The organism is Pseudomonas sp. IT-P176, assembly GCF_949767245.1.
Taxonomy (GTDB): domain Bacteria; phylum Pseudomonadota; class Gammaproteobacteria; order Pseudomonadales; family Pseudomonadaceae; genus Aquipseudomonas.
Genome location: NZ_CATKPN010000028.1, coordinates 94,763 through 107,049, shown reverse-complemented (window position 1 = coordinate 107,049; position 12,287 = coordinate 94,763). Strand labels below are relative to the sequence as shown.

The window sequence follows — 12,287 nt, the reverse complement described above, 5'->3', positions numbered from 1 at the left end:
GTCTGCTCGCGATGAACCGCAGAGCGCCGGATGTTCACGGCATTCGTGCGTTTTCGTTCACGTCCATCGCGAGCAAGCTCGCTCCTACATAATGCTTCATCGCGGGGCTGGCGTTTTTTGCGCCTGGGATCTATATATGCAACCAAGCTAACGATCAACGAACTGATATCTGCAATGCCGCCCGGCCCGTTCGGGAACTACGCTGATGATGTCCCTCTGCAGAAATCAGAACCATGAGTGCAAGCCGTACGCACCTCCACTTGACGGGTAACACCCGCCGCCCCGAATTCATGCTGATTCTGGGCAGCTCGCTGACCGTCATTGCCATCATCGCCATCGTCACTTTCCTGCTGATACGCGAGCACGCCAACGCGATGCAGGCGGCGACCCGCAGCGCGACCAATATCGTGCAGTTGATCGACGCGGATGTGCTGCGCAACGTCGAACTCTATGACCTGTCACTGCAAGGCCTGATTGCCGCCGCCCAGCGTGACGACCTGCAACAGGTGTCGGCACAGATCCGTCACCTGGTGCTGTTCGATCGCTCCAGCACCGCACGTTTCAAAGGCGACCTGCTGTTGCTGGACAAGTATGGCAACGTGATCGCCGACTCCTCCCTGGTGACCCCGAAGCCGGGGAACTTCGCCGACCGTGATTACTTCCTGGCTCATGCGTTCAACGATGACACCGGGATGTTTATCAGCCGTCCTTTCAAACCCCGCTGTGAGTGCCCCGACAGCGAGCAGTGGCGCATCAGTTTCAGCCGGCGCATCTCTTCACCCTCCGGCGAGTTTCTCGGCGTGGCCGTGGCGTCCATGCGTCTCGCGTATTTCGACGAGTTGTTCAAGAGCCTGAACATCGGCAACGACAGCACCCTCAATGTGCTCGACAAGGACGGTATTCTGCTCGCGCAAAAACCCATGCTGCGTGACAACAGCATCGGCAAGAGCTTCGGCAACCGCCCCAATGTGGTTCGAATCATGCGCGAAGGCACAGGCAGTTTCAGCAGTGTCTCAAGCATGGACCACCGCAATCGCCTGTACACCTTCTCGCGCGTCGGCAATCTGCCATTGACGGTGATCGTGGCGCTGTCCATGGACGAAGTCTTCGCCACCTGGAAACGCACCGCCTATGTGATCAGTGGTGCCACCGGTGTGCTGTGCATCGGCCTGATGTGGCTGGCCCTACTGCTGTGTCGCGAGCTGCGTTTGCGCCAGCACGCCGAGCAGGAACTCGCCCAGCAGGCGGCCATTGATTCGCTCACCGGAGTGGCCAACCGCCGCACCCTGGATACGGTATTGAATCGCGAATGGTCGCGTGCCCATCGCTCGGGGAAACCGCTGTCGGTGCTGATGATCGACGCCGATCACTTCAAAGCCTTCAATGACCGGCATGGTCATCAAGGCGGGGATGATGCGTTGCGCGTGCTGGCCAGGGTCATCAGCGAAAATATCCGCCGCCCGGCTGATCTCGCTGCACGCTATGGCGGCGAAGAGTTCGCCGCGGTGCTGCCCGAAACCGATACCGCCGGTGCACTGCGCATCGCTGAAAATATTCGTGCGGCGGTCGAACGACTACCGCCCTTTGCCGCCGACGAATCGCCCATGACCGTCAGCATCGGCCTCAGTACCTCCACGGGGCAACCGAACCAGAGCCTGGAAAACCTGATGTACACCGCTGACAAGGCGCTGTACCAGGCCAAGCACCGGGGACGCAACTGCGTGGTCAGTGCGCAGGAGTAGGTCCGGTATTTGCGCCAGGCATAAAAAAAGGCCACCCGAAGGCAGCCTTTAAAAACTAGAGAGGTTTTTACTTACACTGCCGCAACTGGGCGCATGTAAGAGATCGGAGCAGTGCTGGCGTCTTCAAAAGTCACGACTTCCCAAGCATCTGTCTGCTCAATCAATTTGCGCAGAAGCTGGTTGTTCAGTGCGTGGCCGGACTTGAAGCCCTTGAACTCACCAATCAGGCTATTGCCCAGCAGGTAGAGGTCGCCAATGGCGTCGAGGATCTTGTGCTTGACGAATTCGTCTTCGTAGCGAAGGCCGTCTTCGTTCAATACACCGTCCGCATCGACCACGATGGCATTTTCAACGCTACCGCCGAGTGCGAGGTTGTGCTTGCGCAGGTACTCGATATCACTCATGAAACCAAAGGTCCGGGCGCGGCTGACTTCTTTTACGAACGAAGTGCTGGAAAAATCCACGCTGGCACTTTGGGTGCGGTCACGAAACACCGGGTGATCGAAATCGATCTCGAAGCTCACCTTGAAACCTTCGAAAGGGACAAAAGTGGCGCGCTTGTCGCCATCTTCCACTGTCACTTCACGCAGGATACGGATGAACTTCTTGGCGGCATCCTGTTCTTCCAGGCCAGCCGATTGAATCAGGAATACAAAAGGTCCAGCGCTACCATCCATGATTGGCACTTCGGACGCGGAGAGCTCGACGTAGGCGTTATCGATGCCCAGGCCAGCCATGGCCGAGAGCAAGTGCTCCACCGTGTCCACTTTGACGTCACCGTTGACCAAAGTGGTCGACATGGTGGTTTCGCCAACGTTTTCTGCGCGAGCAGGAATCTGCACCACAGGGTCGAGATCGGCACGACAAAACACAATGCCAGTGTCGACAGGTGCAGGCTTGAGGGTCAGGTAGACCTTCTCCCCGGAGTGCAGGCCGACACCTGTGGCACGGATAATATTCTTCAGGGTGCGTTGTTTAATCATGGCATGGGCCGCTTCAGCGCAAAGTGCGAACTGGTATCAACAAAGGCTGGCGATAATAGCAGACCAGACCTTTGCTGAACACCAATCAACTTAATACGCCTGATACATTTCATCAATCGGCCTGACGACGCAGGAATGCCGGGATGTCCAGGTAATCCAGATCGTCTTGCGGATTGAGCTTTGCCGCCGCCGCTGCGCCGGCCTGAGCCTGGTTGCGCATCACGGTTGGACGGTCCAGGTCGCGGTAGTTCACCGACGGCATTTCCGGACGTGCGGCAGCGGCAGAAGGAGCCGGGGCGCTGGTCATGGAAGTGTGGACGGTGTTGTCGATGACCTTGACCGGCTTCTCGATTTTCGCGCCCAGACCGGTAGCAACAACGGTCACGTGCAGTTCGTCGCGCATGTCTGGATCGATAACGGTACCGACCTTGACCATCGCGTGCTCGGAAGCGAAGGCTTCGATGATGCTACCCACGTCGGAGTACTCACCCAGGGACAGGTCAGGACCGGCGGTGATGTTCACCAGGATGCCACGCGCACCTTGCAGGTTGACGTCTTCGAGCAACGGGTTGCGGATGGCCGCTTCAGTCGCTTCACGTGCACGGTTCGGACCGCTGGCGCAGCCAGTGCCCATCATCGCCATGCCCATTTCGCTCATCACGGTACGCACGTCGGCGAAGTCGACGTTGATCATGCCCGGACGCTTGATGATGTCGGAGATACCGCGCACGGCACCGGCCAACACGTCGTCAGCCTTGGCGAAAGCCGACAGCAGGCTGGCGTCCTTGCCGAGGATGGTCAGCAGCTTCTCGTTGGGAATGGTGATCAACGAGTCGACGCTTTCGGACAGCAGACGAATACCTTCGTCGGCCAGTTGCATACGCTTGCGACCTTCGAACGGGAACGGACGGGTCACCACCGCAACGGTGAGGATCCCCATTTCCTTGGCCACTTCGGCGATTACAGGTGCAGCACCGGTACCGGTACCACCACCCATGCCGGTGGTAATGAACACCATGTTGGTGCCCGCCAGTACTTCGGCGATGCGCTCACGGTCTTCCATGGCGGCCTGACGACCGACTTCAGGATTCGCGCCGGCGCCCAGGCCTTTGGTTACGCTGGTGCCCAGTTGCAGGATGGTCCGCGCGCTGATGCTTTTCAGCGCCTGGGCATCAGTGTTGGCGCAGATGAACTCAACGCCTTCAATGTTGCTCTTGACCATGTGATTGACAGCGTTGCCGCCGCCTCCGCCAACACCGATGACTTTAATGACCGGGCTTGCGGGGATGTTGTCTACGAGTTCGAACATTTTCCCTCTCCTTCAATTCTCTAGTTTTTTTCGCCTACTGCGCCTACTGCTTGTAACGGTGTTGCGGTAAATCTTTAGAAATTGCCCTGGACCCAGCTCTTGATGCGGTCGAGCAACGGGCTCTTGGCCTCTTCGTTGCTGTAGCTATCGCGGCTGCTGCTGATCCCCGAGAAGGAAATGCCGTCGGACTGCTTTTGCAGGCCATACATCAGCAAACCAACACCGGTTGAATAAATCGGGTTGCGTACTACATCGTCCAGGCCCTTGACGCCATGGGGTACGCCCAGGCGGACCGGCATGTGGAAAATCTCTTCGGCCAGTTCGACCGCGCCTTCCATCTTCGACGTGCCACCGGTCAGCACGATGCCGGCCGGGATCAGGTCTTCGTAGCCGCTGCGACGCAGTTCGGCCTGGATCAGGGTGAACAGCTCGTCGTAACGCGGCTCGACCACTTCGGCCAGGGCCTGGCGGGACAGCTCGCGGGGCGGACGGTCACCAACGCTTGGCACCTTGATGGTTTCACCGGCACCGGCCAGCTTGGCCAGGGCGCAGGCGTAACGAATCTTGATTTCCTCGGCGTACTGGGTCGGGGTGCGCAACGCCATGGCGATGTCGTTGGTCACCTGGTCACCGGCAATCGGGATCACCGCGGTATGGCGGATCGCGCCTTCGGTGAAGATCGCGATGTCGGTGGTACCGCCACCGATGTCCACCAGGCACACACCCAGCTCTTTCTCGTCATCGGTCAGCACCGAGTACGCCGAAGCCAGTTGCTCGAGGATGATGTCGTCGATTTCCAGGCCGCAGCGGCGCACGCATTTTTCAATGTTTTGTGCCGCATTGACCGCGCAGGTGACCACGTGGACCTTGGCTTCCAGGCGCACGCCGGACATGCCCAGCGGCTCGCGCACGCCTTCCTGGTTATCGATCACGTAGTCCTGCGGCAAGGTGTGCAGGACCCGCTGGTCGGCCGGGATCGCCACTGCCTGGGCAGCATCGAGCACGCGCTCGAGGTCGGCGGAGCTGACTTCACGATCACGGATCGCGACGATGCCGTGGGAGTTCAGGCTGCGGATGTGATTACCCGCCACGCCGACGAACGCCGAGTGGATCCGGCAACCGGCCATCAGTTGCGCTTCTTCGATGGCGCGCTGGATCGACTGCACGGTGGACTCGATGTTCACCACCACGCCCTTCTTCAGGCCGCGGGAAGGATGGGTACCGATCCCGACGATTTCCAGTTGGCCATCGGCCGCGACCTCGCCTACCAGTGCCACCACCTTGGAGGTACCGATATCCAGACCGACGATCATTTTGCCGCTTTGCACGTTTGCCATGGTCCTGCCTCTTCTCAATTCTTCGCGACGGCGGGTTGGGCCGTCGTGGGCGCTACAGGTTCCCGCCAGCCGACGGCAAGGCCGTTGGCATAACGCAGGTCGATGCGCGCAATGTTCGTAATCTGTTCTTTAAGCGTCTTGTCGTAGATGGCAAAGAAGCGGCGCATCTTTTCCACCAGGTTGCCGCGGCCCAACAACAACTCGATCCCCGGCCCCGCACTGCCGGCACCTGTGGTCAGGAACCAACTGCCGCGTTCACGCAACTCCAGCCGGGCAATGGAGAAACCCAGTGGCCGAAGCATCTGGCTCAACACCTGATACTGCTGCATCACTTGCTGCTGGGCCCGCTGCGGGCCGAACAACTGTGGCAAATGTTCGTAATTGGCCAGTTCACGCGGGGTAAACGCCTGGCCCTGGTTGTTCAGCAAGGCCTCGTCACCCCAACGGGCCACGGGCAGTTGTTCTTCCAGGCGAATTACCACCTGGTCAGGCCAGACGCGACGCACTTCGGCGTGGGCAATCCAGGGCATCTGTTCCAGCTCGGTGCGCATGCTCGCCAGGTCGATGGTGAAGAAGCTCGCCGCCACGTAGGGGGCGATCCGCTGCTGTACCGCTTGCTGGCTGATGTAGCTCAAGTCGCCCTGCACGTTGATCTTGGTGATCGGGCGGTCCGCGTACGGCATCAGGCGCTGGGCACCCTCATAGGTACCGAACCCCAACGCAACCAGCAGCACCGGCCAGAACACCGCTTTGAGAAAACCAAAATTGGCTTTCGGCAGGCGCACCGACATCGGCTCTTTGGCCACCATTCGGCTGGCACCCCGCGGTACCGGCTTGCGGCCGGGAGCGGGTGGCTGATGACGTAGCTGGGCGCCTTGCATGGACTTACCCTCGCGGCTCAATGCTTGCAGCCAGGATCGCCAACACCAACTGTTGGAAATCCAGGCCGGCTGCCCGGGCCGCCATCGGCACCAGGCTGTGATCGGTCATGCCCGGTGCGGTGTTGACTTCGAGGAACCAGAACTGCCCTTCGGCGTCCTGCATCACGTCAGCCCGTCCCCAACCGGCGATACCCAGCGCCTCACAGGCTTTCGCCGTAAGGTCCATGAGTTCTTGTTCCTTGGCACTGTCGAGGCCACACGGGATCCGGTACTGGGTATCGGAAGCCAGGTACTTGGCGTCGTAGTCGTAGAAAGTGTGCGGCGTACCCAGGGCGATCGGCGGCAACACCTGGTCGCGCAGCGTGGCGATGGTGAACTCCGGACCTTGAATCCATTGCTCGACCAACACTTGCGAATCGTAGGTACTGGCCGCTTTCCAGGCGTCGGTCAATTCAGACGCTGATGTCACTTTGGCCATACCGATACTTGAACCTTCATGCGCCGGTTTGACGATCAAAGGGAAGCCCAGTTCCGTCGCTGCCGAAATACAATCAGCTTCGCTGCTCAGCACGGCGTGACGCGGGGTCGGAATACCCAAGGTGTGCCAGACCTGCTTGGTGCGCAGTTTGTCCATGGCCAGGGCTGAAGCGAGGATGCCACTGCCGGTGTACGGAATACCCAGGCACTCGAGCAGGCCTTGCATGCTGCCGTCTTCACCGCCACGACCGTGGAGAATGATGAACGCACGGTCGATCTTTTCATCGAGCAGGCGCTGCAGGAAGTCGTCACCGACGTCGATCCCGAACGCATCCACACCGGCGCTCTGCAGGGCACTGAGCACCGCGTTGCCGGATTTCAGCGAGACTTCGCGTTCGGCGCTCTTGCCACCGAACAGCACGGCGACACGCCCGAAGTCTTGCGGGGCGATAGTCGAGAACAGGTTGGCGTAGGCTGCAGTCATTTCAACTTCCCCTCGCTAGGCGCGGCAACGGCGCCTGCGAACAACGAACTTTTCAACAATTTGGGTGCAAGGCCACCGATATCACCGGCGCCCTGGCACAGAAGGATGTCACCGGCACGCAGCAACGGCTTGACCAGCGGCGCGAGGTCGACGCCACGCTCGATGTAGATCGGGTCAAGCTGGCCGCGCTGGCGAATGCTGTTGCACAGCTTGCGGCTGTCGGCGCCCGGGATCGGCTCTTCGCCGGCCGGATAGACTTCCATCAGCAGCAGCACGTTGGCATCGGCCAGGACATTGACGAAGTCGTCATACAGGTCACGGGTGCGGCTGTAACGGTGCGGCTGATAGACCATCACCAGGCGACGCTCCGGCCAGCCACCACGCACGGCCTGGATCACCGCGGCCACTTCGGTCGGATGGTGGCCGTAGTCGTCCACCAGCATCACGCTGCCGCCTTCGACCGGCAGCTCGCCGTAGACCTGGAAGCGGCGGCCGACACCCTGGAAGCCCGACAGGCCCTGGACGATGGCTTCATCGCTGACGCCTTCGTCAGTAGCGATACAAATGGTCGCCAGGGAGTTGAGCACATTGTGGTTGCCCGGCATGTTCACCGACACATCCAGCGGCTCGCGATCAGGGCGCAGCACGGTGAAGAAGGTCTGCATGCCCTGCTGGCGAACATTGATTGCACGCACGTCGGCGTCTTCGCTGAAACCGTAGGTGACGGTTGGGCGCTTGACCTGCGGCAGGATCTCGCGAACCACTGGATCGTCCAGGCACACCACCGCCAGACCGTAGAACGGCAGGTTGTGCAGGAACTCGACGAAGGTTTTCTTCAACTTGTTGAAGTCGCCGTCGTAGGTCGCCATGTGGTCGGCGTCGATGTTGGTGACCACGGCCACCAGCGGCTGCAGGTGCAGGAAACTGGCGTCGCTTTCATCGGCTTCGGCGATCAGGTAGCGACTGGTGCCGAGCTGGGCATTGGTACCTGCTGCATTCAGGCGGCCACCGATGACGAAGGTCGGGTCCAGGCCACCGGCGGCGAACACCGAGGCGATCAGGCTGGTGGTGGTGGTTTTGCCATGGGTACCGGCAACGGCGATGCCGTGGCGATAGCGCATCAGCTCGGCTAGCATCTCGGCACGCGGCACCACCGGGATACGGCGCTCGAGCGCGGTCGCCACTTCCGGGTTGGAGGTGTTCACGGCACTGGAGACCACCAGCACATCGGCATTCGCGGCGTTCTCGGCGCGGTGGCCGAGGAAAATCTGTGCACCAAAGGATTCCAGGCGCTCGGTCACGGGGGAAGCCTTGAGGTCGGAACCGGACACTTCATAGCCCAGGTTCAGCAACACTTCGGCGATCCCGCACATGCCCACACCGCCGATGCCGACGAAGTGGATACGACGGATACGGCGCATTTCCGGCTGCGGCATGGCTTTCTGATTCTCAACCATGAACCACCTCCAGGCAGATATCGACCACGTTACGGGTGGCATCCGGTTTGGCCAGGCGACGAGCTGCGCCAGCCATGTCGTTGAGTCGTTGTGGTTGCATCAGGACCTCGGTCAGGCGCGCAGCCAGTTCTGCGGCGCCGGTCGTTCTTTGCGGCATCAGGAAGGCAGCGCCTTCACGAGCCAAATAATCGGCATTGCGGGTCTGGTGATCGTCGATCGCGTGGGGCAGAGGCACCAGCATCGAGGGCAGACCGGCAGCAGCCAGCTCACTGACAGTCAGCGCACCTGCGCGACAGACCACCAGGTCGGCCCAGCCGTAGGCTTGGGCCATGTCTTTGATGAACGGCTGCACTTGCGCCTCGACACCGGCAGCGCGGTAGCGCTCGGCAGTCACTTCATCGTGGTTTTTGCCAGCCTGGTGGAACACTTCCGGGCGCAGTTCGACGGGAACCTGTGACAAGGCTTCAGGCAGCAATTTGTTCAAGGGTTCTGCCCCCAGGCTTCCGCCCAGGATCAGCAAACGCGCCTGGCGTCCGGCCAGGGCCGGGCGCGGCGTATCGAGGAACAACTCGGCGCGCACCGGGTTACCGGTGGTCCGCCGGCTGCCACGGGCAGCAAAGGTGTCCGGGAAAGCTTCGCAGACTCGCGCGGCCAAGGGCACCAGCAACCGATTGGCGGTACCGGCCACGGCATTCTGTTCGTGAACGATCACCGGCACGCCGGCCAACCTGGCTGCTACGCCACCAGGGCCGGTGACATACCCGCCAAAACCAAGGACACACACCGGCTTCAGCTGACGAATGATTGCCCGCGCCTGGAACACCGCCTTGAGCAGCACAAAAGGTGCCTTGAGCAGGGACAACTTGCTCTTGCCGCGCAGGCCACTGACGTTGATCAGGTGCAACGGCAGGCCCGCATTGGGTACCAGCTCGTTTTCGATGCCACGGGGCGTGCCGAGCCAGTGCACGGTGTAGCCGCGCGCCTGGAACTCGCGGGCACAGGCCAGTGCCGGGAACACGTGGCCACCGGTGCCGCCCGCCATGATCAGCACATTAGCGCCCATGGGTTGGCTCCTCGGCAAAATCACTCTCCTTGAACTCCATCTCTTCGCTGCCCAGGTGGGTCCGACTCTCCCACTCGATACGCAGCAACAGCCCCAGGCACGCACAGCAGATCACCAGCGAGCTGCCGCCATAGCTGAGGAACGGCAAGGTCAGGCCCTTGGTTGGCAGCAGGCCGACGTTCACCCCGATGTTGATCAGGAACTGACCAATCCACAGGAACGACAAGCCGTAGGCGATGTAGGCGGCGAAGAACTGCTTGGACTTCTCGGCCCAATAACCGATGTACATGCCGCGGATGCAGACAAAGGTGAACAGTGCGACGGTGCACAGCGAGCCAATGGCGCCCAGCTCTTCAGCCAGGACCGAGAACACGAAGTCGGTGTGGGCTTCCGGCAGGTAGAACTGCTTCTGCACGCTGTTGCCCAGGCCAACTCCCAGCCACTCACCGCGACCAAACGCGATCAGGGCCTGGGACAGTTGGTAACCGGCGCCGAACTGATCGGCCCATGGATCGGCAAAGTTGGTCAGGCGCGCCATTCGATACGGCTGCACCTGAATCAACAGCACCACGGCCGCCACGGCCAGGACCACCATCAGGGAGAAGCGGAACAGCCCGACCCCGCCAAGGAACAGCATCGCTGCCGCCGCGCCCATCATCACCACGGTGGCCCCGAAGTCCGGTTCCATCAGCAACAGGCCCGCCATCGGCAGCAGCACGATGAACGGCTTGAAGAAGCCCATCCAGCTTTCACGCACTTCTTTTTGCCGGCGCACCAGATAACCGGCGAGGTAGATCACCACGAACACCTTGGCGATTTCCGAAGGCTGGACGTTGAAGAAACTGAAGCCGATCCAGCGCATCGAGCCGTTCACTTCGCGGCCGATCCCCGGGATGATCACCATCACCAGCAGGCCGAACGCACCAATCAGCATCAGCCAGCCCAGGCGTTGCCAGGTGGCGATCGGAATCATCATGGTGACGATGCAGGCCCCAAGGCCAAGCAGGACGTAGATCAGGTGGCGAATCATGTAATACAGGGCGCTGCCCGACTGCACGGCTGCCACTTCAGTGGAGGCCGATGCAATCATCACCAGCCCCAGGCCGATCAGCGCCAGGCACCCGGCGAGCATCGGGAAGTCGAGGTCGATACCGCGCCCGGTGATGATCGGCGACGGGTAAGGCTTGATGATGTTTCTCAAGTTCATGCCAAGTCCTCCACGGCCTGGGCGTACAGGTGCCCACGCTCTTCGTAGTTCTTGAACATGTCGAAACTGGCGCAGGCGGGCGACAGCAGCACGGCATCACCGGGCTGGGCCACGGCGCGGCATTGCGCGACCGCTTCGAGCAGCGAGTTGACGCGAATCCGCGGTACACCGTCGCCGATGGCCTGGCCGATCAGCTCGCTGTCACGGCCCATCAACACCACCGCACGGCAGTTTGCCGCGACCGGATCACGCAGGTCCTTGAATTCAGCGCCCTTGCCATCGCCGCCGGCAATCAGCACGAGCTTGCCGTCGATGTCGGCGCCCAGGCCTTCGATCGCCGCCAGGGCGGCACCGACGTTGGTGGCCTTGGAGTCGTTGTAGTAGCTCACGCCGTCCAGGTCACGCACCCACTGGCAGCGGTGCTCGAGGCCGGCGAAGGTACGCAGGGTGGCGAGCATGGCGTCGAACGGCAGGCCGACGGCGTGCCCCAGCGCCAAGGCCGCGAGGGCGTTGGACTGGTTGTGGGCGCCACGGATTTTCAGCTCGCGCACCGGCATCAGGTTGGTGAATTCGAAGGCCAGGTATTTCTCGCCGTTCTCTTCACGCAGGCCAAAGGCCTTGAAGTCAGGTTTGCCGAGGCCGAAGGTCCAGCACGGCAGGCCCTCGCCCATCAGCGGCCGGCTCAGGGCGTCCTGGCGGTTGACCACCACTTGCCGCGCGCCGCGGAAGATCCGGTGCTTGGCCAGGTGGTAGGCAGGCAGGCCGCTGTAGCGGTCCATGTGGTCTTCGCTGACGTTGAGCACGGTGGCCACTTCAGCGCCCAGGTGATCGGTGGTTTCGAGCTGGAAGCTGGACAACTCCATCACGTACAGCTCGACATCGTCGCTCAGCAGGTCGAGCGCCGGCGTTCCGAGGTTGCCGCCCACGGCCACACGCTTGCCGGCCGCAGCCGCCATGTCGCCGACCAGGGTGGTCACCGTGCTTTTCGCGTTGGAGCCGCTGATGGCGACGATCGGCGCTTTCGCGTTACGCGCGAACAGCTCGATGTCACCGGACAGTTTCACGCCACGGGCAGCCGCCGCCTGCAGGGCTGGTGTAGCCAGCGCCAGGCCGGGGCTCACGTAGAGCTCGTCGGCACGGCACAGGAACTCGACATCCAGCTCGCCACAACGCACTTCCACGTGCGGGTAGTCACGGCGCAGCGTGACCAGCTCCGGTGGATTGTCCCGCGTGTCAGCCACAGCGAACGCCACGCCCCGGTTCGCCAGGAAGCGAACCAGGGACATGCCGCTCTTGCCGAGGCCGACAACGATGCGGAAGTGGTCAGAAGCGATCAGAGACACTCGT

Annotated in this window: 10 protein-coding genes; 1 reads left to right on the top strand and 9 read right to left on the bottom strand. The window is 61.5% G+C overall.

Annotated features, from left to right (window positions below; all coding sequences use genetic code 11):
• Positions 1-233 precede the first annotated feature (233 nt).
• Positions 234-1,742 (top strand): sensor domain-containing diguanylate cyclase, encoded by a 1,509-nt coding sequence (locus tag ACM6IP_RS02950; RefSeq protein WP_095168931.1) that lies wholly within the window; start codon positions 234-236, stop codon positions 1,740-1,742.
• Positions 1,743-1,813: 71 nt separating this feature from the next.
• Here the strand turns inward: ACM6IP_RS02950 and lpxC are convergent, their stop codons facing one another.
• From lpxC to murD, 9 genes are all read right to left on the bottom strand, one after another.
• Positions 1,814-2,725 carry a UDP-3-O-acyl-N-acetylglucosamine deacetylase gene (lpxC, locus tag ACM6IP_RS02945; protein WP_007939852.1) on the bottom strand — a complete coding sequence of 304 codons (912 nt, stop codon included), beginning with the start codon at positions 2,723-2,725 and terminating at the stop codon, positions 1,814-1,816.
• 112 nt (positions 2,726-2,837) lie between these two features.
• Positions 2,838-4,034 carry a cell division protein FtsZ gene (gene ftsZ, locus ACM6IP_RS02940; protein ID WP_095168932.1) on the bottom strand — a complete coding sequence of 399 codons (1,197 nt, stop codon included), beginning with the start codon at positions 4,032-4,034 and terminating at the stop codon, positions 2,838-2,840.
• A 74-nt stretch (positions 4,035-4,108) separates the two neighbouring features.
• Positions 4,109-5,371 (bottom strand): cell division protein FtsA, encoded by a 1,263-nt coding sequence (ftsA, locus tag ACM6IP_RS02935; RefSeq protein WP_095168933.1) that lies wholly within the window; start codon positions 5,369-5,371, stop codon positions 4,109-4,111.
• A gap of 14 nt (positions 5,372-5,385) precedes the next feature.
• The gene (locus ACM6IP_RS02930) at positions 5,386-6,252 is read right to left on the bottom strand and encodes a cell division protein FtsQ/DivIB (protein ID WP_095168934.1); all 867 of its coding nucleotides are present in this window, start codon (positions 6,250-6,252) and stop codon (positions 5,386-5,388) included.
• Between the two features lie 4 nt (positions 6,253-6,256).
• The gene (locus tag ACM6IP_RS02925; RefSeq protein ID WP_095168935.1) at positions 6,257-7,213 is read right to left on the bottom strand and encodes a D-alanine--D-alanine ligase; all 957 of its coding nucleotides are present in this window, start codon (positions 7,211-7,213) and stop codon (positions 6,257-6,259) included.
• Entirely contained in the window at positions 7,210-8,670 is a 1,461-nt protein-coding gene (gene murC, locus ACM6IP_RS02920; RefSeq protein ID WP_095168936.1) for a UDP-N-acetylmuramate--L-alanine ligase, read from the bottom strand. Before murC ends, ACM6IP_RS02925 begins: the two co-directional genes overlap by 4 nt.
• Positions 8,663-9,733 (bottom strand): undecaprenyldiphospho-muramoylpentapeptide beta-N-acetylglucosaminyltransferase, encoded by a 1,071-nt coding sequence (murG, locus tag ACM6IP_RS02915; protein ID WP_401128404.1) that lies wholly within the window; start codon positions 9,731-9,733, stop codon positions 8,663-8,665. Before murG ends, murC begins: the two co-directional genes overlap by 8 nt.
• Positions 9,723-10,940, bottom strand: a complete 1,218-nt coding sequence (gene ftsW / locus ACM6IP_RS02910; RefSeq protein WP_095168938.1) for a putative lipid II flippase FtsW — start codon at positions 10,938-10,940, stop codon at positions 9,723-9,725. The genes murG and ftsW overlap by 11 nt, the downstream gene beginning before the upstream one ends.
• Positions 10,937-12,283, bottom strand: a complete 1,347-nt coding sequence (gene murD / locus ACM6IP_RS02905) for a UDP-N-acetylmuramoyl-L-alanine--D-glutamate ligase (RefSeq protein WP_414860917.1) — start codon at positions 12,281-12,283, stop codon at positions 10,937-10,939. Before murD ends, ftsW begins: the two co-directional genes overlap by 4 nt.
• Between the last annotated feature and the right edge of the window lie 4 nt (positions 12,284-12,287).